This is a genomic window from Enterobacter sp. SM3 (assembly GCF_009811935.2).
GTDB lineage: Bacteria > Pseudomonadota > Gammaproteobacteria > Enterobacterales > Enterobacteriaceae > Enterobacter > Enterobacter asburiae_D.
Genome location: NZ_CP099971.1, coordinates 2,984,769 through 3,003,546, shown reverse-complemented (window position 1 = coordinate 3,003,546; position 18,778 = coordinate 2,984,769). Strand labels below are relative to the sequence as shown.

At 55.1% G+C, this 18,778-nt stretch carries 20 protein-coding genes; 10 read left to right on the top strand and 10 right to left on the bottom strand.

What is annotated here, in order from left to right; genetic code table 11:
* Positions 1 to 75: 75 nt before the first annotated feature.
* The 6 genes from fliK to fliF are packed head-to-tail and all read right to left on the bottom strand — an operon-like array spanning position 76 to position 6,507.
* Positions 76 to 1,308: a flagellar hook length control protein FliK gene (fliK, locus tag GVO84_RS14165; RefSeq protein WP_159514458.1), complete on the bottom strand. Its 1,233-nt coding sequence runs from the start codon at positions 1,306 to 1,308 to the stop codon at positions 76 to 78.
* On the bottom strand, positions 1,305 to 1,748 hold the full coding sequence (gene fliJ / locus GVO84_RS14160; protein ID WP_023312304.1) for a flagellar export protein FliJ: 444 nt from the start codon (positions 1,746 to 1,748) through the stop codon (positions 1,305 to 1,307). Before fliJ ends, fliK begins: the two co-directional genes overlap by 4 nt.
* 21 nt (positions 1,749 to 1,769) lie before the next feature.
* Complete coding sequence (gene fliI / locus GVO84_RS14155) at positions 1,770 to 3,140, bottom strand: flagellar protein export ATPase FliI (protein WP_023336182.1); 1,371 nt, start codon at positions 3,138 to 3,140, stop codon at positions 1,770 to 1,772.
* On the bottom strand, positions 3,140 to 3,847 hold the full coding sequence (gene fliH / locus GVO84_RS14150; protein WP_148242014.1) for a flagellar assembly protein FliH: 708 nt from the start codon (positions 3,845 to 3,847) through the stop codon (positions 3,140 to 3,142). Before fliH ends, fliI begins: the two co-directional genes overlap by 1 nt.
* Positions 3,840 to 4,838 (bottom strand): flagellar motor switch protein FliG, encoded by a 999-nt coding sequence (fliG, locus tag GVO84_RS14145; protein WP_008500327.1) that lies wholly within the window; start codon positions 4,836 to 4,838, stop codon positions 3,840 to 3,842. Before fliG ends, fliH begins: the two co-directional genes overlap by 8 nt.
* Positions 4,831 to 6,507, bottom strand: coding sequence for a flagellar basal-body MS-ring/collar protein FliF (gene fliF / locus GVO84_RS14140; protein ID WP_121424276.1), 1,677 nt, complete (start codon positions 6,505 to 6,507; stop codon positions 4,831 to 4,833). The genes fliG and fliF overlap by 8 nt, the downstream gene beginning before the upstream one ends.
* 228 nt (positions 6,508 to 6,735) lie before the next feature.
* Between fliF and fliE the strand changes: the two genes are divergently transcribed.
* Entirely contained in the window at positions 6,736 to 7,050 is a 315-nt protein-coding gene (fliE, locus tag GVO84_RS14135; RefSeq protein ID WP_008500329.1) for a flagellar hook-basal body complex protein FliE, read from the top strand.
* 74 nt (positions 7,051 to 7,124) lie between these two features.
* Entirely contained in the window at positions 7,125 to 7,538 is a 414-nt protein-coding gene (yedD, locus tag GVO84_RS14130; RefSeq protein ID WP_121424271.1) for a lipoprotein YedD, read from the top strand.
* A gap of 93 nt (positions 7,539 to 7,631) precedes the next feature.
* Here the strand turns inward: yedD and amyA are convergent, their stop codons facing one another.
* Genes amyA through fliD form a run of 4 tightly spaced genes read right to left on the bottom strand, consistent with a single transcriptional unit; the run spans position 7,632 to position 11,403 of the window.
* Complete coding sequence (amyA, locus tag GVO84_RS14125) at positions 7,632 to 9,119, bottom strand: alpha-amylase (protein WP_121424402.1); 1,488 nt, start codon at positions 9,117 to 9,119, stop codon at positions 7,632 to 7,634.
* A 52-nt stretch (positions 9,120 to 9,171) separates the two neighbouring features.
* The gene (gene fliT, locus GVO84_RS14120; RefSeq protein WP_008500332.1) at positions 9,172 to 9,546 is read right to left on the bottom strand and encodes a flagella biosynthesis regulatory protein FliT; all 375 of its coding nucleotides are present in this window, start codon (positions 9,544 to 9,546) and stop codon (positions 9,172 to 9,174) included.
* A gap of 6 nt (positions 9,547 to 9,552) precedes the next feature.
* Positions 9,553 to 9,957: a flagellar export chaperone FliS gene (fliS, locus tag GVO84_RS14115; protein ID WP_159514457.1), complete on the bottom strand. Its 405-nt coding sequence runs from the start codon at positions 9,955 to 9,957 to the stop codon at positions 9,553 to 9,555.
* 21 nt (positions 9,958 to 9,978) lie between these two features.
* Positions 9,979 to 11,403 carry a flagellar filament capping protein FliD gene (gene fliD / locus GVO84_RS14110; protein ID WP_159514456.1) on the bottom strand — a complete coding sequence of 475 codons (1,425 nt, stop codon included), beginning with the start codon at positions 11,401 to 11,403 and terminating at the stop codon, positions 9,979 to 9,981.
* 401 nt (positions 11,404 to 11,804) lie between these two features.
* On the opposite strand from fliD, the gene GVO84_RS14105 reads away from it, so the two are divergent.
* From GVO84_RS14105 to tcyN, 8 genes are all read left to right on the top strand, one after another.
* Positions 11,805 to 12,629 carry a flagellin gene (locus GVO84_RS14105; protein WP_159514455.1) on the top strand — a complete coding sequence of 275 codons (825 nt, stop codon included), beginning with the start codon at positions 11,805 to 11,807 and terminating at the stop codon, positions 12,627 to 12,629.
* Positions 12,630 to 12,691: 62 nt separating this feature from the next.
* On the top strand, positions 12,692 to 13,897 hold the full coding sequence (gene fliB / locus GVO84_RS14100) for a flagellin lysine-N-methylase (protein WP_159514454.1): 1,206 nt from the start codon (positions 12,692 to 12,694) through the stop codon (positions 13,895 to 13,897).
* 129 nt (positions 13,898 to 14,026) lie between these two features.
* Entirely contained in the window at positions 14,027 to 14,746 is a 720-nt protein-coding gene (locus GVO84_RS14095; protein ID WP_014170714.1) for an RNA polymerase sigma factor FliA, read from the top strand.
* Positions 14,747 to 14,800: 54 nt separating this feature from the next.
* Positions 14,801 to 15,352 carry a flagella biosynthesis regulatory protein FliZ gene (gene fliZ, locus GVO84_RS14090; RefSeq protein WP_063143663.1) on the top strand — a complete coding sequence of 184 codons (552 nt, stop codon included), beginning with the start codon at positions 14,801 to 14,803 and terminating at the stop codon, positions 15,350 to 15,352.
* An 86-nt stretch (positions 15,353 to 15,438) separates the two neighbouring features.
* A complete protein-coding gene (gene tcyJ / locus GVO84_RS14085) occupies positions 15,439 to 16,239 on the top strand; it encodes a cystine ABC transporter substrate-binding protein (protein ID WP_023336163.1) in 801 nt (266 codons plus the stop codon).
* A gap of 106 nt (positions 16,240 to 16,345) precedes the next feature.
* Positions 16,346 to 17,332: a D-cysteine desulfhydrase gene (gene dcyD, locus GVO84_RS14080; RefSeq protein WP_159514453.1), complete on the top strand. Its 987-nt coding sequence runs from the start codon at positions 16,346 to 16,348 to the stop codon at positions 17,330 to 17,332.
* A gap of 21 nt (positions 17,333 to 17,353) precedes the next feature.
* On the top strand, positions 17,354 to 18,022 hold the full coding sequence (tcyL, locus tag GVO84_RS14075; protein ID WP_028019576.1) for a cystine ABC transporter permease: 669 nt from the start codon (positions 17,354 to 17,356) through the stop codon (positions 18,020 to 18,022).
* Complete coding sequence (gene tcyN, locus GVO84_RS14070; protein ID WP_023336161.1) at positions 18,019 to 18,771, top strand: L-cystine ABC transporter ATP-binding protein TcyN; 753 nt, start codon at positions 18,019 to 18,021, stop codon at positions 18,769 to 18,771. The genes tcyL and tcyN overlap by 4 nt, the downstream gene beginning before the upstream one ends.
* Positions 18,772 to 18,778 lie beyond the last annotated feature (7 nt).

Sequence of the window (18,778 nt, the reverse complement as noted above, 5' to 3'; positions counted from 1 at the left end):
AATAAGGTGATTATCCCGTGTCCTGCTGTCGTCAAAGCGTGGAAAAGACGGGGATAATCACGCTACCTCTGGCGTTTAGGCGAAGATGTCTACGGCACTGTTACCGCGCGCTGCGGATTGCAGGGCGGCAGGGACAGGCAGTAGTTCATCGCTCTCTTCATTAAAACCGCCGGTGTTGCCGGAACGCGAAGCCTGGTGCTGCTGCTGGGAAGAGGACTGCTGCTGCCCGGCAAAGCTCTCGCTGCTGACGCTGCTCTGTGCAAGCTGAATGCCGTTCTCCGCCAGCGAGGTCCGCAGTACCGGCAGCGCGGCTTCCAGTGCCGCACGAACATGGCTGTGCGCAGAGACCATCTGCAGCTGCGCCTGGTTATCATCCAGCTTGAGCGAAATTTGCACCTGACCCAGATCTTCCGGGTGCAGACGCAGCTCTGCCGTCTGCTGGCCCTGCTTAGTGAACAGGGTGATGTGCTGGCTCAGGGATTGCTGCCATTCGTGGGTCCCCAGAGGCTGGCTTAACACCGGCGCAGTGGCGACGGTGGCGGCCGTCTGGCTGGTCGCATGGCTGGACATAATCGGTGCCAGGGTGGCCGTTGGGGAGGCTGAAGAGGAAGAGCTGGCGAGCTCCTGCTTCTCTGCCACCGCGGCCACGGCCGGGGTTGCCGGCGCGTTGCCCGACAGGGCCGGATCGTTGTTTTTCACCTGGCTCTGATAAGGCACAGAACTCTGCGCTTTATCATGGCTTCCCGGAAGCGCGTTCAGGGACGGTTGACCCGCGCCATTGTGCGAAAGCGCCGCGGAATTCAGCGTTGAGGTGGCGGATACGCCGTCACTGCCTGCCGCGCGAGAGGCGGTAGTTTGCTGGTGCGGAAGCATCGCCATCAGCGCGCTTAATCCGGCCAGATCTTCTTCGCTCAGCTCGCTTTTACCGTCATCCTTGCTGTTTGCCGCATTGAGCGTCTTCAGCGCGTCGCCCTTAGACAGCGGCACCAGCCCGGAAACCAGCGTATCAAGCGGCGTGACGGGCGAGGTTTCATCGCCATTCAGCGCGGTTTGGCGCGAAAGCAGGTCGGCAATTTTGGCCTGCAGGGTGGTATCCTCTTTGGCATCCTGAGCCACCTTTGACAGTTTACTGCCTGCGGCTTTCAGGTCAGCCAGGGTCAGCGGCGCATCTTTGCCCTTGCCCGTTGCGTCCGACAGGGCGCCCGCCAGCAGAGAGAGAAAGTCCTGTGCACCGTCGGTGCCTTTCCCCGTTTGCGTGCCGCCTGACAGGTCGCTGTCGCTCATCAGCAGTTGTTGCAGTGTGATCATTCCGGTTTCCTCATTGATGCGCGCTGGGCAAACTCATCCATTTTCTTCTGATCCAGACGGTTTTCCGCCAGGGTCGTTGCCGCGATCTGTCGGTCCTGTAAAGTCTGCCAGGCCTGCAGCCGCTGCTTCTTCTCACGCCAGAAATTCAGCGCGGTATCGACTTTCTGGGTCCACTGGTTAAGCTGCTGGCGATGTTGATCTATCGCCTTCTCCAGCGTCTGGATAAACTGCTGATAGTTAATCCAGCGCTGGCTTCCAATGCCCTGTGTCATATCGGTATTGAGGTTGGTGCGATATTCATGCTGATAGTCGATCAACATCTTCAACTGTTCTTCAGCCTGCTGGCACCCGCGTCGCATTGCGCCTAGCTGCAATGCGGCATCATCAACTTCTTTTTCAGCCAGATCTTTCAGCGTTGATAACGCGCTGTTTTGCGCCATGACCTTCGCCCTCCACCTGTGTTACACCTGCGGGAATATCAGCTCCAGTGCCTGAATTGAATCTTCCCAGTCGGCGCGTTCAAAAATGCCTTGTTGCAAAAATGCCTCCAGCTGCGGCCACAGGCTAATCGCTTTGTCGAGCATCGGGTCGCTGCCTTTGGCATACGCCCCCACGCTGACCAGATCGCGGTTGCGCTGGAAGCTGGAGAGGAGTTGTTTGAAGTTACGCACGCGGGCGTAGTGCTTCTCGGTTATCAGCGCCGTCATTGCGCGGCTGATAGAGGCTTCAATATCAATGGCCGGGTAGTGTCCGGCTTCGGCCAGACGACGCGACAGCACAATATGACCGTCAAGGATTGCGCGAGCGGAGTCGGCAATCGGGTCCTGCTGGTCATCGCCTTCCGTCAGTACCGTATAGAACGCGGTGATGGAGCCGCCGCCGCTGATGCCGTTCCCCGCGCGCTCAACGAGGGCTGGGAGCTTGGCGAAGACCGAAGGCGGGTAGCCTTTGGTCGCCGGTGGCTCACCGATGGCCAGCGCGATTTCACGCTGCGCCATCGCGTAACGGGTCAGGGAATCCATGATCAGCAGCACGTGCTTGCCGCGGTCCCGGAAATCTTCGGCAATACGGGTGGCATAGGCGGCACCCTGCATACGCAGCAGCGGCGACACATCCGCCGGCGCGGCGATAACCACCGAACGGGCGCGGCCTTCCGCACCCAGAATGTTTTCAATAAAGTCTTTTACTTCACGACCACGTTCGCCGATCAGCCCCACGACGATCACATCGGCCTGGGTATAGCGTGCCATCATGCCGAGCAGGACGGATTTGCCCACGCCTGACCCGGCGAACAGGCCCATACGCTGCCCACGTCCCACGGTCAGCAGGGCGTTAATCGGGCGCACGCCGGTGTCCAGCACATGTTCGATAGGGGTACGCTGCAGGGGGTTAAACGGCTGGGTGATCAGCGCGCCGGTTTCGGTGGTGTCCGGGGAGGGCAGCCCGTCGAGCGGCTTGCCGCTGCCGTCCAGCACGCGGCCCAGCAGGGCAGGGCCAAGCGGCAGCTGTTTCCCGCTTTGCAGCCCGTCGCCAGAAATGTTTTTGGCATACACGCGCGCGCCGGGCAGAATGCCTTCCACCTCTTCAAGCGGCATCAGGAACAGACGCTGGCCGTTAAATCCGACCACTTCGCTTTCAACTTCACGCGTTTCCAGACCATCCTGACGCTCAATGACGCAGGTCGCGCCCAGCGGAAGCTGCAGGCCGGTGGCCTCCAGAACCAGACCGGTGGCGCGCGTCAGTCGCCCATAACGACGAACAGACGGCAGTTGCGCCATCTTCGTTTCAAAGTTGTCGAGCGTGGTGAGCCAGCGGGTGAGGCGCGCAGTCATCAGACGACTCCCGGTGCTGCCAGGCGGCACAGTTCCTGCCAGCGGGTGGCGACGCTGGCATCCAGGTCACCTTCGTCGGCAGAGACTTTGCAGCCGCCGTGATGTAACGACGGGTCGCCGCGCAGACGCCAGCCGTGCAGGTTTAGCGTCGCCCCCAGGCTTTCTTCAACGCGCTGCAGATCGTCCGGATGGACGCGCAGCTGAGGCTTCCCGCTGAACAGCGGCTCCTGCTGAAGCAGACCCTGAATTTGTTTTATCAACGCAGTGTTATCCACCACGGGCGTCTGGCCGATAACCTGACGCGCGGCTTCCAGCGCCATCTGCATCAGTCGCGAGGCAATCACGCTGTCCAGCGCGTCCAGCGTGTGCTGGAACTCGCTGACCAACTGCTGCATGCGGGCATGGATCGGCGCCTGCTGCTGGCGCGCCTGATCGATGCCGTGCTCTAGCCCTTTCGCCAGACCTTCCTGATAGCCAAGGTCGTGGCCTTTCTGTCGGCCTTCGTTCAGACCGGCATTATAGCCCTGCTCGTGCGCCTGCATTTGCAACTGAGCAAGCATCTGAGCCTGCTGCTCCTCTTCGCTCAGCTCGGGCTGCTCAACGTCCGGGTCAAGCTCCTCGGTTGCGATGACGGCTGGCGTGAACTCAGAGAGGGGAGGGGCCAGATCGTCAGGCGTCCAGCGCTTCCACGGCAGCTCATTAGACATAGGTGTCGTCTCCGCTGCCAATCACCATCTCGCCGGTTTCCGCCAGACGACGAACAATAAGCAGAATGGCTTTCTGTTCGTTTTCCACCTGAGACAGACGCACCGGGCCGCGGTTGGCAAGGTCGTCGCGCAGGATATCGGCCGCACGCTGAGACATGTTGCGCAGGAATTTCTCGCGCAGCGGCTGCTCGGCGCCTTTGAGGGCGATAAGCAGTGACTCGGAGTCCACTTCCTGGAGCAGGCGCTGGATGCTGCGGTCGTCCACTTCGACGAGGTTTTCGAACAGGAACATCTCGTCGATGATTTTCTGGGCCAGCTCGCCGTCGAATTCGCGAACCGCCGTAATGACGGCCTCTTCCTGCTGCGTTTTCATCAGGTTGATGATTTCCGCCGCCGTTCTCACGCCGCCCATCTTGCTGCGCTTGAGGTTCTGGCCGTCGAGCAGGTTGTTCAGCACTTCGGTCAGCTCCGCCAGCGCGGCTGGCTGGACGCCGCCGAAGGTCGCGATACGCAGCATCACATCGTGGCGCAGGCGTTCTTCGAACAGCGCCAGAATATCGGCCGCCTGGCCACGTTTGAGGTGGACAAGGATGGTGGCGATAATCTGCGGGTGCTCGTCGCGAATAAGGTCGGCGGCACTCTGCGGTTCCATAAAGTTGAGCGTTTCGATACCGCTGGCGGTATCGCGCGTTTCCAGAATATCTTCCAGCAGGCTGGCGGCACGCTCTTCGCCCAGCGCCTTGACCAGCACGGAACGCAGGTAGTCGTTGGCGTTGACGTTCAGCGCGGCAAACTGTTCGGCTTCCTGTTCAAATTCCGACAGCACTTCGGTCAGCTGTTTATTGGAAATTTGACGCACGTTGGCCATCGCCGCACTGAGAATCTGCACTTCACGCTGGGAGAGGTGTTTAAATACCTCTGCCGCGCGGTCCTCGCCAATGGTCATCAACAGGATGACGCTTTTATCGGTGCCCGTAAGCGTATTACTCATGTTCGTTACCCATCCACTGGCGGATGACCAGCGCTACGACGCGCGGATCGTTATCTGACATTTCGCGAATGCGCTGGCTCATGACCTCAGCGCCCATGCGCTGGTTAGCACGACGCTGCTGCATCTGTTCATCTTTACTGAGGCGAACTTCAACCGCTTCTTCCGTTTCCTGACGCGTAGACATCTGTTCGCGAGCCGCTTTTTCGGCTTCAGCACGACGCTGAAGCTGCGGACGAACGCCCTTACGCCACAGCAGCCACGCGACAATCAGCACCAGCAGCCAGCGTCCTGCAGACATCAGCTGATCGATAAACGCCTGCTGTTGCCAGAACGGCAGTTCACCGCCGGTCTCTTCAACCGAGTTGAACGGTGAGTTGACCACGTTGAGGGTATCGCCGCGCTTCTCGGAGTAACCCATCGCTTCACGGGTCAGGTTTTCAATCTGCTTCATCTGCTCGGCGGTCAGCGGCAACGGTTTGCCATCCGCCAGCGTTTTGTAGTTCACCACCACCGCAACGGAAAGACGCTGAATATCGCCCACGTTCAGTTTAGTGTGGCGAATCGTCCGATCCACTTCGTAGTTCGTGGTTTCGTTACGGCTGCTGGTACGCGGACCGGCGTTATTGGTTGTTGAGGTGGTCTGCTGATTTTGCTGACCGTTCTGCTGATTGGCCGGAGGCGTGGAAATCGGCGCCGCGTTAGCCGGGGCAGGCTGGTTAGACAGTGCGCCCGGCACGCCGCCCGGGTATGCACCGCCGACCTGCTCGTTCGAATTGATCTGGCGTGAACGCATCACCGCCTGAGCCGCATCGCCGTTCGGGCTGTATTGTTCTTCAGTTTGTTCTTTATTCGCGAAGTCGATCTGCGCGGTAACCTGCGCGTGCACGTTGCTGTTACCCACGACCGGGCCGAGGATGGCTTCAATACGGCGCTGGAGACGGCTTTCGACATCGGAGGCATACTTCAGTTGCGCATCATTCAGATCGCGACCGGCGGTATTGGATTGCGTCAGCAGGTGACCGCTTTGGTCAACCAGCGTCACGTTACCCGGCGGCAGACCAGCGACCGCGCTGGAGACGAGGTGCGTCACCGCGCTGATTTGCCCTTCGTCCAGCGCGCGGCCAGCCTGGAGGTTCACGGTAACGGAAGCCGAAGGTGATTTCTGTTCACGGACAAATAAAGAAGGTTTAGGCATCGCCAGGTGCACGCGGGCACTCTTCACCGGGCCTAATGTTTCAATGGTGCGGGCCAGCTCACCTTCCAGCGCACGCTGGTAGTTCACCTGCTCGCTGAACTGGCTGATACCGAATTTTTCCTGATCCAGCAGCTCAAAGCCAACGGCACCGCCCTTCGGCAGCCCCTGCTGAGCCAGACGCAGACGCAGTTCGTGCACCTTATCTGCCGGTACCTCAAGCGCACCGCCATTATCGGCAAAGCGATAAGGGATGTTCATCTGGGTAAGCTGGGTGACGATGGCGCCGCCATCCTGATCGGAAAGGTTACTGTAGAGCGTCCGGTAATCAGGGCTTTTCGCCCACAGGACCATCGCTACAAGGATCGCAATTGCGGCAGCGCCTGCCACGATCAACGGGATTTTAGGATTCGCGCGAAGGCGGTTCATCCACTCGAGTGATTTATTCTGCGGCGCTGTCGATGCTGTTGCACTCATTGCGCACCTCTTAAATCCTGGTGGTTTACGTTATTCGTGTAGAGAAACAAAACTGACTCCCGGGTCGGCAAACACGACAAAAGTTCCATATTGATGGCACTGCCATTATTTGATGATTCGTGATTTTCTATGCGTCAAATAACCTGGTTTTTTCACGCTATTTACCGCCATTATCTTATTGACAAGCTGTTAGTCTTGACCGCGTAAAAAACCATCCAGGGGAAAGTCATGGCTATACAGGGCATTGAAGGGGTAATCAGTCAGTTGCAGGCAACGGCGATGACGGCCCGTAATCAGAATGTGGCAGATCAGCAGCCGAGCATCAGCTTCGCAGGGCAACTGCATGCCGCTCTTGACCGTATCAGTGATACCCAGACCGCCGCGCGCACTCAGGCAGAAAAGTTCACCCTCGGTGAGCCGGGCGTGGCGCTGAATGATGTGATGACCGATTTGCAAAAAGCCTCGGTTTCCCTGCAGATGGGGATCCAGGTGCGTAACAAGCTTGTGTCGGCGTATCAGGAAGTGATGGGGATGCAGGTTTAAGACCTGTCGATCTTCGCTGGCAGCCGCAGCGCTTTAATGCCACAATATTTTTTTCTTCGAATGCAGGAAAGATGATGAAAAAAATAGCAATTGCTGGCGCGCTGCTGGCACTGACCGGGTGCGTTCAGGTCGATAACTATAACGACGTGATCAAGCATCCTGTCCCGGCAAATCTGGCGGGATACTGGCAGTCGAAAGGGCCGCAGAGCAACATGGTCAGCCCGAAGGCGATTGCCACGCTGGTGGTGACGGAGGAGGGCGATACGCTGGACTGCCGTCAGTGGCTGCGCGTAATTGCCGTGCCGGGGAAAATCATGCTGCGTTCAGACAGTTATTACAACGTGACGCGTAAGCTTGATATCTATCCGCTGGAGCGCGATGGATCTGTGCTTGAGTACGACGGGCTGGAGCTGCAGAAGGTCGACCGCCCAACGGTTGAGTGTGCGGATTACCTGAGTAAGCATCCGCTGGAGAGTAAACTACCGTAGCCGTTTGTTGCCGGGTGGCGCTGACGCTTACCCGGCTTACAGGACAGCACTTTTGTAGGCCGGGTAAGGCGAAGCCGCCACCCGGCATTGTTTCTACAGCCCATCCTCTATTACCCAAATGCTGACGCTCCCCCCATTACAGGTAAACGTCCCTTCGCCATCCGCCGCCGTGGTGATGGTTTCTTCGCGATTGCCGAGAAAATCCCGCCACGTTTTGTTGCCGTAGTTTTCCCCAAGACAAATCACCTTTTCACCGTCATCGCCGTTAGAAAGTACCACCACGCAGCCGGGATCGTCTTCCGTGCCGCTGCGGCTGAAGGCGATGCAGTTAGGATGGTCGAAAAACAGCGTCTGCACGCCGTGGGCAAAACGCTGGCGCGCGAGGATCAGCTCGTGAAGCTGCTCAATGACCGGCATATCAATATGGTAGGTTTCACCGTCGCCTCCCGTGTCGTCATAGCTGGCGCCGAAGAGATCCGGATAAAAGACGCTCGGCACGCCATTTTCCCGCAGCAGGATCAGCGCGTAGGCCAGCGGCTTAAACCAGGCTTCGACCGGCGCTTCGAGCGCCTGTAAAGGCTGGGTGTCATGGTTCGCGACGAGGGTGACCGCATGAAACGGATCGGCTTCCACCAGGGTACCGGTGAAGATTTGGCTCATGTCGTAATCCCGGCCCTGACGTGACGCCTCGTGGAATTTCATCTGCAGGGGGGCATCAAACAGCATGGTTTTGCCTTCGACCTGGTCGATATAGGCCTGAAGTTTATCCACCTCATGGGACCAGTATTCCGCCACGATAAACAGCGGCTGGTCGGCGACTTCCTGGACGTGCTCAATCCACTCTTTGTAAAACCAGGCGGGAATATGCTTAACGGCGTCCAGACGAAAACCGTCGCAGCGCGTCTGTTCCATAACCCAGCGGGCCCAGTATTTGATCTCCTCGGTCACGGCGTGATTGCGAAAGTCGATATTTTCGCCCATCAGGTAATCGAAGTTACCCATTTCATCATCAACCTGATCGTTCCAGCCTTCGCCGGTGTAGTCGTTGACGATTTTAAAGATGCCGTCTTCATCGGGGTTTTCAATATGGTCGACGCCGCTGAAGCATTTGTAATCCCAGATGAACTGCGAATACTGCCCGGCCCGGACGGGGAAGGTGTAGCGAGTCCAGGCTTCGCACTCAATGACCTCGTCATCGATTTGTGTGCGGTCCTGTTCGTTTACGCGCTGAACGCGCACAGGCTCCTTCTCATCGGCACCCATTTTGTGGTTGACCACCACGTCCAGCAGCACGGCAATGTCATTGCTTTTGAGGGCGTCGATGGCCTCCAGCAGTTGCGCTTTGTCGCCGTATTTCGTGGCAATACTGCCTTTCTGGTCAAACTCGCCGAGATCGAACAGGTCGTATGAGTCATAGCCGACAGAATACCCGCCGGACGCACCTTTATAGGCGGGCGGCAGCCAGATCATGTTGATGCCGATTTCATTAAGATTGGGAGCTAACGCCGTGACCTCTCGCCACAATTCACCGCCAGCAGGGTAATACCAGTGAAAACATTGTAACAGGGTGGGGTTTTTCATCATCCTTGCTCCAGAAGCCGGTTGGCAGACTTCTGGAGTATGGATGAAGAAATCATAGTTGTGTGTCGCGGGTAAAACTTTCTGGATAAAGAATATTCCCTGACAGCTTTCCATAGGTAGACGTGATGGATTGCTGTTTACCGGTTTGATCAATCAGATTGCGCAGTTCGTCCATGCGGACCTTCAGCAGTGCCTTTAGCGCATTCTCATTTTCAAGGATCATTTCCAGCAGCGCACGCGCTTGCTCAACCTGAGCCGGAGGGCATGACATGATGGGCGTTTGAGAAATCCTTTCCACCAGTTGTACGTAATGCATTTCCTGCTCGATAAGCGCATCCCATTGACCAGAATGTGCGAGATTTAGCATAGCAATGCTCTGAGCATGTAACGCCTGCCAGTGGCTAAGCGCTGCGCTGGGATTATTCATCAAAAATTATCCTGAAATAGAGGACGCATTGGGGCCGATTTGCTTCCACGCATCCGCAATGTTGTTTAATAAACCCTCGACTTCAACAATTGCGTCTACGTCGTTACTGACATTCGCCAGCAACAAACGTCGAACCATATATTCGTACAAGGAGGCAAGATTCTCGGACAAGTCGCTCTCAACCTCCATGTTCAGTCCTGCTTTTAAACCGTTGTCGATGATGTTGATGGCTTTGGATAGGGCTTCGCCTTTCTCACGAATTTGTCCGGCTTCCATGAACAAACGCGCGCGAACAAGGGCGCTATGCGCCCCGTCGAACAACATGACAATCAGCTGGTGTGGACTGGCATTCATGACTGCGCTTTCTACTCCTATCTGCTGATAGGATTGAACACCAGAGGTCTTATACATATCCACTCCTGAAGGCTACGACTATTTTTGTGAGAACTGTTGGGTCAGGTAGTTGGCCGTGCTGGTCATTTTGGTGACTAATACGTCCAGACTGGTGAACTGGGTTTTGTAACGCGCCATGGTGGCTTCAATTTGAGCATCCATGGCATCGTAACGTTCGCCCAGCGTTTTCAGCGTTTTGTTGATCCCGTCTTTCGCGTTCTGGATCACCCCGGCGCTGCCGGTACTGGTGCTGAGCATATTGGTCAGCGTATTGTTCATCTGGGTGGCCAGACCGGTAGTTTTCCCGTCACCAACAAAATACTGCTGTACGGCGCCAGGGTTGTCAGTAAGTACTTTTTTCAGCTTATCGGTATCGACTTTTAGGTTACCGACGGTACCGTCCGCGCCTTTTACCGGGTCCTGGGTAATCCCCAACTGGGCCATGATCTGAACCGAGCCGGTTTGTGCTTCGGTTAGCAGGCCGCGCAGCTGAGACTGAACTCCGCGCACGTTCGCATCACCGACCAGCGCGCCGTTGCTGGTAGACTGGCCGCCAGCGCCTGCATCGACAGGAACATACTTCGTCAGGCTGTTAATGGTGGACTGCAGCGAGTTGTACGCTGTAACCCAGTCCGTGATCGCCTTCTGGTTCGCATCCGTTGCGCGTGAAACCTCAAGGGTTTCATCGGCTTTGCTCTCGGCCTTCACCGAGAAGGTGACCCCAGGCAGCGCATCGGTAATGGTATTCGACTGACGCTCGATGGAGATGTTGTTCACCACCACAATCGCGTTCTGCGCGTCGGTGTTCACCGTCAGCGCGCCCGTTTTGGTGGTTGAATCATAACCAATGGCGCTTTGCAGCTTAGCGTCGCCGGTAACGCTTACCGTCATCGCACCATCCGTACCGGTGGTTTTGGATGACAGCATCAGGCGGTAATCACCGTCTTTCGCTTTAATGACGCTGGCGGTGACGTTGCCGTTTGCTTTATTAATGGCGCTCGCGATCCCGGCCAGCGACGTATCGCCATCTGCCAGGGTGACCTCTAAAGGCGTTTTCGTGCCCGGCTGGGTGATGGTGATTTTACGCGTTGTACCTGTCGTATCGCCCAGCAGGTCCGTGTTGTTAGCGTAGGAGCCGGTGGTGAGCGCCTGTGCCTTTGCAACCTGGTTGACGTTGACAACAAAAGAACCTACTGACGCGTCAGCCGTTGTTGTAGCTGTAAAGGCCGTGTTGGTGCTGCTAACGGACGTTGAGTTCCAGGTGGTTGCTTTACCCAGTGCAGCGGTCGCAGTCTGCAGCGATGTCATGGCGCTCTGCAGCTTGCCGTAAGCGCTTAACTGTGCGTTATACGTTGATTGCTGGGAAGTAATCGTCGTCAGCTTGGTTTTCTCTGCCGCTTCCAACTGATTATATAAATCCCCGAGTCCTGCAGAACCTATCCCGAGGTTACTGATAGTAGCCATGCATATTTTCCTTAAAATACGAAAGTAGTTCAGGACTCTTATCGGCCTCTCAGCGTAAAAGTTTACGATGGTGAGAAAAAAATAATCCGAAGAATAGACGCGTCCTGGCGGGGTAAATGAATGGATTGCACTTTAGGGACATTATCAGTGCATTAAAAACACGAGTAAGTGTGTGCCTTTTTTGTCATCTCTTTGAGCGTTAAAAAAGCGTAAAAAATAAACCTTTGACGGACCTTAATTGATTTTTTAAAAATAAAATCATTAATAATCAGTGTGTTGTAATTTTTTAAAAATTGATTCTAAAGTCTTTTGGGGACCCGTCGATAACCTTGTTGACGGTGAGAGACGCTGTGAGTGTTAGGCACCGGACCTAAAACCCAATTTTTGAAGGAAACAAAATTATGGCAGTTATCAATACTAACCTGATGTCCCTGACCACTCAGAACAACCTGAACAAATCTCAGTCTTCTCTGGGTACTGCTATCGAGCGTCTGTCTTCAGGTCTGCGTATTAACAGCGCGAAAGACGATGCTGCTGGCCAGGCAATTGCAAACCGCATGACCGCTCAGATCAAGGGTATGAACCAGGCCGCACGTAACGCCAACGACGGTATCTCCATGGCGCAGACTGCTGAAGGCTCTCTGAACGAAATCAACAACAACCTGCAGCGCGTACGTGAACTGGCTGTACAGGCGAGTACTGGTACTAACAGTACCTCTGACCTGGCTTCTCTGCAGGATGAAGTTACCGCTCGTCTGGCAGAAATCAACCGCGTTGCGGGCAAAACTGACTTCAACGGCATCAAACTGCTGGACGGTTCTGCTGGTGCAGCTGGTGTGGTTAAAATTCAGGTTGGCGTGAACGACGGCGACACCATCGATCTGGACCTGAGCGGTGCTAAAGCTGACACCACCACCCTGGGCGTGAACGCTATCGACCTGAAAAGCGTACAACCTACCGACCTGGCAACTATCGACGCAGCTATCGCTAAAGTTGATAAAGCACGTTCAGGCCTGGGTGCTGTGCAGAACCGTTTCACTTCTGCAATCAACAACCTGAACAACACCTCTAACAACCTGTCTGCTGCTCAGTCCCGTATCCAGGACGCTGACTACGCAACTGAAGTTTCCAACATGTCCCGCGCGCAGATCCTGCAGCAGGCTGGTACTTCTGTTCTGTCTCAGGCAAACCAGGTTCCACAGACCGTTCTGTCTCTGCTGCGTTAATTTTACGCGTGAAACCCCGCTTCGGCGGGGTTTTTTTATCTCTGCTATTTGAGAATCCGCCTGTGAAACAAATCAGTGTCACTCAACCAAAGCTGGTCGCAGATTTTTCATGTGTCGGTGGGGAATGCCGTGAACATTGTTGTCAGGGCTGGACCATCGCGTTTGATAAATCCTCCGTTAATCGCTATCTGAACAGTAAAAATGCCGCCATTCGCCAGACGGCGAAAACGGCGATAAAAGTCACTAAAAAGCAGTATGGCAACTGGGGCGAAGTGATTTTCCATACGGAAAGTAAAAACTGCCCGTTTATGGATACGGAAAAACTCTGTTCTATCCATAGCGCCATGGGCGTCCAGGCCTTAAGCCCCACCTGTTCGTCCTTTCCACGGACAAACCGGGTCTATAAAAATGAAATCGAAAAATCGCTGAACCTCTCGTGTCCGGAAGTGACCCGACTTCTGTTGAACGATCGGGAGTCTATGTCGATGATGGAATCCATCAGCGTCCAGCAGGACGTCAATAATGCGCCGATGATTGATTTGAAGGCAAAGGTCATCAATCTCTTCTGCCAGAATATTTTCAGCGTTGAGGCGGTCAGCGTTGAAGAACAGGTTTACGCCGTGGTGAAATTCCTCATGGTGGCTGAAAAGCTCGATAATCTCGAAGAGAATATCGGCACGCTCGAAACGGTCTATTTCTCGCTGGTTAACGAACTGGTGAGCGGTAAAATCAAAACGGAATTAGGCGGATTTAATCAGAACTACAGCCTGAAATTCGCGTTAATTTCACTCATCCAGAGCTACTTTACGAAGAAAGCGACAGCCCGCGGTGGTGCGGTATTAAACCGTTATTTTACTCAGCTTTATCAACAATTTGAGTCGGCTGGTGACACTGTGCCGGCAGAGAAGGTCATGGAGAACATCGAGTCCGTCTGGCGCGATGTTGCGGGCAGTTACCTGGCGACCAATGACCATTTATTTAAGAACTTTTTTAAATACAAACTGTGGGAGCAGGGCTTCCCGCAGAACAATGGCCGCAGCATGTTGAATAATCTTTATTTAATCGTCGCGGAGTTCTATTTCCTTAAAACGTTACTTGCCGGTCAGGCACTCGTGGCGGGAAAAATTGAACAAGATAATATCATTGATGTTATTTACAGCTTCCACTCCCTTAGCCAGCATAATCAGGAAGCGGGAAAGCTCTTTCATCAACATATAGATAGCGTCAAACTCGGCGACGATCTTTCATTGTTACAACTGTTAATTTAGGCAGAAAAGTTGCCCCTGTTGTGGGCAACCTCAGAATAACCTCACTTTATCCCCCTTTTTCATCCAATTGAACGCCCTGCAGAATCGGATAATCATGCCGATAACTCAACTAACGCAGGGCTGTTTATCGTGAATTCACTCTATACCGCTGAAGGTGTAATGGATAAACACTCGCTGTGGCAGCGTTATGTCCCGCTGGTGCGTCACGAAGCATTGCGCCTCCAGGTGCGCTTGCCGGCGAGCGTGGAACTCGACGATCTGCTACAGGCGGGCGGTATCGGGTTATTGAATGCAGTTGACCGATACGACGCTCTGCAAGGAACGGCATTTACGACTTACGCAGTTCAGCGTATTCGTGGTGCGATGCTGGACGAGCTGCGCAGCCGAGACTGGGTGCCGCGCAGTGTTCGCCGCAACGCGCGCGAAGTGGCGCATGCGATGGGGCAGCTGGAACAGGAGCTGGGACGTAACGCAACGGAAACCGAAGTGGCGGAACGTCTTGGCATTGCTGTTGAAGAGTATCGTCAGATGTTGCTCGATACCAATAATAGCCAACTCTTCTCTTATGACGAGTGGCGCGAAGAGCATGGCGATAGCATCGAGCTGGTGACGGATGAGCACCAGCAGGAAAACCCGTTACACCATTTAATGGAAGGGAATTTACGCCAGCGCGTCATGGAGGCTATTGAAGCTCTGCCTGAACGCGAACAGCTGGTATTGACCCTTTATTACCAGGAAGAGCTTAACCTCAAAGAGATTGGCGCTGTTCTGGAGGTGGGAGAGTCGCGGGTGAGCCAGCTGCACAGCCAGGCCATTAAACGCTTACGAACCAAGCTGGGTAAGTTATAGGTGATTGATTCACCTGAAAAATGCCGCACAACGTATTGACAACCAGGAGTTATCATGACGGTGCAGCAATCTAAAAGACGGCCTTTAAGCCGCTACCTGAAAGACTTTAAACACAGCCAGACGCATTGCGCCCACTGTAACAAGTTACTCGATCGTATCACGCTGGTTCGCCGGGGCGAAATCGTCAATAAGATTGCGATTTCGCGTCTCGACACGTTGATGGACGAATCAGCATGGCTCGAAGAGCAAAAAGAGTGGGTGGCGCTTTGCCGTTTCTGTGGCGATCTCCACTGCAAAGAGCAAAGCGACTTCTTCGACATTATCGGCTTCAAGCAGTTCCTGTTTGAACAAACGGAGATGAGCCACGGCACCGTTCGCGAATATGTGGTTCGCCTGCGTCGACTTGGGCAACATCTGACCGTAAACAATATCTCTCGCGATCTGCTGAAAACCGGTTATCTGGATGAAAATCTTGAGCCGTGGTTGCCTGCGACCAGCACCAACAACTACCGAATTGCGTTGCGCAAGTATGCGCAATACAAGGTACAAATGCCCGGTGCCATAAAGCAGAAAGCCCACGCCGGAACAACTTCTGATATATATTAAAAAAGAATAAGATGTAGCGCAGTCGCCTTTGACGTTGCAGGCGATTTCTCTACACTACGTAAAAATTCCACTATATCGGGGTATTTATGAAATTTGCACTTCTGGGTCGTCAGGCGCTGATGGGTGTTATGGCCGTTGCGCTGGTTGCGGGCATGAGCGTGAAAACGTTCGCCGCAGAAAACCTGCTGAATAAAGTAAAAGAGCGCGGTACGCTGCTGGTCGGGCTGGAAGGAACCTATCCTCCGTTCAGCTTCCAGGGCGATGACGGTAAGCTGACCGGTTTTGAAGTGGAGTTTGCTGAAGAGCTGGCGAAGCACCTCGGCGTGAAAGCGTCCCTGAAACCGACCAAATGGGACGGCATGTTGGCCTCGCTGGATTCCAAACGTATTGATGTGGTGATCAATCAGGTGACCATTTCTGACGAGCGTAAGAAGAAATATGACTTCTCTACGCCCTACACCGTGTCCGGTATTCAGGCGCTGGTGAAGAAAGGCAACGAAGGCGGGATTAAAACTGCCGCGGACCTGAAAGGGAAGAAAGTCGGTGTTGGTCTGGGGACCAACTACGAAGAGTGGCTGCGCCAGAACGTGCAGGGCGTGGATATCCGCACCTATGATGATGACCCGACAAAATACCAGGATCTGCGCGTGGGCCGTATCGACGCCATTCTGGTTGACCGTCTGGCAGCGCTGGATCTGGTGAAGAAAACCAACAATACCCTGGCCGTAGCGGGTGATGCGTTCTCTCGTCAGGAATCAGGCGTGGCCGTTCGTAAAGGTAACGAAGACCTGGTCAAAGCGATTGATTCCGCGATTGCTGACATGCAAAAAGACGGAAGCCTGAAAGCGCTCTCCGAGAAGTGGTTCGGTGCAGACGTCACGAAATAAGTTTCTGCCGTAAAAAAAGGCGCTTTTAAAAGCGCCTTTTTTATTTCTTTCGCGTCTGCGTGCATAATGAAAAATATCACATTTTGTCAGAGTTACCGGAGAACCCATGTCACTACAGAATTTAACGCGCTTTCCTCGCCTGGAGTTTATCGGCGCGCCGACGCCGCTGGAGTACCTGCCGCGATTTTCTGATTATTTAGGGCGCGATATTTTTATTAAGCGTGATGACGTGACGCCGATGGCGATGGGGGGCAACAAGCTGCGCAAGCTGGAGTTTCTGGCGGCTGACGCACTGCGCGAAGGCGCGGATACGCTCATTACTGCCGGGGCTATCCAGTCCAACCACGTTCGTCAGACGGCGGCAGTGGCGGCAAAGCTCGGGCTCCACTGCGTGGCATTGCTGGAAAACCCGATTGGCACGCGGGCCGAAAACTATCTGACCAACGGTAACCGCCTGCTGCTGGACCTGTTTAATGTCCAGGTCGAAATGGTGGATGCGTTGACCGACCCGGTCGCCCAGCTCGACGAGCTGGCCACGCGTCTGGAAGCGCAGGGCTTCCGCCCTTACGTTATCCCCGTCGGCGGTTCGAACGCGCTGGGCGCGCTGGGGTACGTGGAAAGCGCGCTGGAAATCGCGCAGCAGTGCGAGGGCGCGGTGAGTCTCTCCTCCGTAGTTGTCGCGTCCGGCAGTGCGGGCACGCATGCCGGGCTGGCGGTGGGGCTGGAGCAACTGCTGCCGGACGTCGAGCTGATTGGCGTGACGGTGTCCCGCAGCGTCGCGGATCAGAAGCCAAAAGTGGTGACTTTACAGCAGGCGGTAGCCGAGCAGCTGGAGCTGAAGGCAAAGGCCGATATTCTGCTCTGGGATGACTATTTTGCGCCGGGTTACGGCACGCCTAACGAAGAGGGCATGGAAGCGGTTAAGCTGCTGGCGCGCATCGAGGGGATACTGCTCGATCCGGTGTATACCGGCAAAGCGATGGCCGGACTGATTGACGGCATTGCGCAGAAACGCTTTAAGGATGAAGGGCCGATTTTATTTGTCCATACCGGCGGGGCCCCTGCGCTGTTTGCCTACCATCCTCATGTCTAAAAATCAGGTCGAAAAATAATAATGCAAGAAAGTATTCAACTGGTTATTGATTCTCTGCCGTATCTGCTGAAAGGTGCGGTATTTACGTTACAGCTCAGTATCGGAGGGATGTTCTTCGGGCTGGTGCTGGGATTTGTGCTGGCCTTAATGCGCATGTCACCCGTCCTGCCGGTACGCTGGCTGGCGCGCTTTTATATCTCCGTGTTTCGCGGTACGCCGCTTATCGCCCAGCTCTTTATGATCTACTACGGCTTACCGCAGTTTGGTATCGAGCTGGATCCGATCCCCGCAGCGATGATTGGTCTGTCGCTCAATACCGCCGCGTACACGTCAGAAACCCTGCGAGCAGCGATCTCCTCCATTGACAAAGGGCAGTGGGAGGCAGCGGCCAGTATCGGGATGACCCCCTGGCAGACGCTGCGCCGGGCCATTCTGCCGCAGGCGGCGCGCGTGGCGCTTCCACCGCTGAGCAACAGCTTCATCAGCCTGGTGAAAGATACTTCCCTGGCGGCAACGATTCAGGTGCCGGAGCTGTTCCGTCAGGCGCAGCTCATTACCTCGCGCACGCTTGAAGTCTTTACCATGTATTTGGCCGCCTCGCTGATTTACTGGGTGATGGCGACGGTGCTGTCTGCCCTGCAAAACTACTTCGAAAACCAGCTTAACCGCCAGGAGCGTGATCCAAAATGAGTGCTATCGACGTCAAAAACCTGGTGAAAAAATTCCACGGTCAAACGGTGCTCCACGGAATCGATCTTGAAGTCGAGCAGGGTGAAGTCGTGGCGATTATCGGACCGAGCGGTTCGGGAAAGACGACGCTGCTGCGCAGTATTAACCTGCTTGAACAGCCGGAAGGCGGCACTATTCGGGTAGGGGAGATAACAATTGATACCGGTAAATCAATCAGCCAGCAGAAAGGGTTGATTCGCCGCCTGCGCCAGCATGTCGGCTTCGTTTTCCAGAACTTCAATCTCTTCCCGCACCGTACGGTGCTGGAGAACATTATTGAAGGGCCGGTCATTGTAAAAGGTGAATCGAAAGAAGACGCAACGGCGCGGGCGCGCGAACTGCTCGCCAAAGTCGGGCTGGCGGGGAAAGAGACCAGCTATCCGCGCCGTCTGTCGGGAGGGCAACAGCAGCGCGTGGCGATAGCGCGCGCGCTGGCGATGCGCCCGGACGTGATCCTTTTTGATGAACCGACCTCTGCGCTCGATCCGGAACTGGTGGGTGAGGTACTGAACACCATTCGCCAGCTGGCACAGGAAAAACGGACGATGGTAATCGTAACGCATGAGATGAGCTTTGCACGCGATGTTGCTGACAGAGCCATCTTTATGGATCAGGGGCGGATTGTGGAGCAGGGGCCGGCGAAAAGCCTGTTCGCTAACCCTCAACAGCCGCGAACCCGTCAGTTCCTTGAAAAATTCCTGATGCAGTAGAATTTTT

What these genes read in the sequence shown, in the direction of transcription:
- fliK (WP_159514458.1), bottom strand. Translation starts at nt 1,308, where the DNA reads ATGATCACACTGCAACAACTGCTGATGAGCGACAGCGACCTGTCAGGC.
- fliJ (WP_023312304.1), bottom strand. Translation starts at nt 1,748, where the DNA reads ATGGCGCAAAACAGCGCGTTATCAACGCTGAAAGATCTGGCTGAAAAA.
- fliI (WP_023336182.1), bottom strand. Translation starts at nt 3,140, where the DNA reads ATGACTGCGCGCCTCACCCGCTGGCTCACCACGCTCGACAACTTTGAA.
- fliH (WP_148242014.1), bottom strand. Translation starts at nt 3,847, where the DNA reads ATGTCTAATGAGCTGCCGTGGAAGCGCTGGACGCCTGACGATCTGGCC.
- fliG (WP_008500327.1), bottom strand. Translation starts at nt 4,838, where the DNA reads ATGAGTAATACGCTTACGGGCACCGATAAAAGCGTCATCCTGTTGATG.
- fliF (WP_121424276.1), bottom strand. Translation starts at nt 6,507, where the DNA reads ATGAGTGCAACAGCATCGACAGCGCCGCAGAATAAATCACTCGAGTGG.
- fliE (WP_008500329.1), top strand. Translation starts at nt 6,736, where the DNA reads ATGGCTATACAGGGCATTGAAGGGGTAATCAGTCAGTTGCAGGCAACG.
- yedD (WP_121424271.1), top strand. Translation starts at nt 7,125, where the DNA reads ATGAAAAAAATAGCAATTGCTGGCGCGCTGCTGGCACTGACCGGGTGC.
- amyA (WP_121424402.1), bottom strand. Translation starts at nt 9,119, where the DNA reads ATGAAAAACCCCACCCTGTTACAATGTTTTCACTGGTATTACCCTGCT.
- fliT (WP_008500332.1), bottom strand. Translation starts at nt 9,546, where the DNA reads ATGAATAATCCCAGCGCAGCGCTTAGCCACTGGCAGGCGTTACATGCT.
- fliS (WP_159514457.1), bottom strand. Translation starts at nt 9,957, where the DNA reads ATGTATAAGACCTCTGGTGTTCAATCCTATCAGCAGATAGGAGTAGAA.
- fliD (WP_159514456.1), bottom strand. Translation starts at nt 11,403, where the DNA reads ATGGCTACTATCAGTAACCTCGGGATAGGTTCTGCAGGACTCGGGGAT.
- GVO84_RS14105 (WP_159514455.1), top strand. Translation starts at nt 11,805, where the DNA reads ATGGCAGTTATCAATACTAACCTGATGTCCCTGACCACTCAGAACAAC.
- fliZ (WP_063143663.1), top strand. Translation starts at nt 14,801, where the DNA reads ATGACGGTGCAGCAATCTAAAAGACGGCCTTTAAGCCGCTACCTGAAA.
- tcyJ (WP_023336163.1), top strand. Translation starts at nt 15,439, where the DNA reads ATGAAATTTGCACTTCTGGGTCGTCAGGCGCTGATGGGTGTTATGGCC.
- dcyD (WP_159514453.1), top strand. Translation starts at nt 16,346, where the DNA reads ATGTCACTACAGAATTTAACGCGCTTTCCTCGCCTGGAGTTTATCGGC.
- tcyL (WP_028019576.1), top strand. Translation starts at nt 17,354, where the DNA reads ATGCAAGAAAGTATTCAACTGGTTATTGATTCTCTGCCGTATCTGCTG.
- tcyN (WP_023336161.1), top strand. Translation starts at nt 18,019, where the DNA reads ATGAGTGCTATCGACGTCAAAAACCTGGTGAAAAAATTCCACGGTCAA.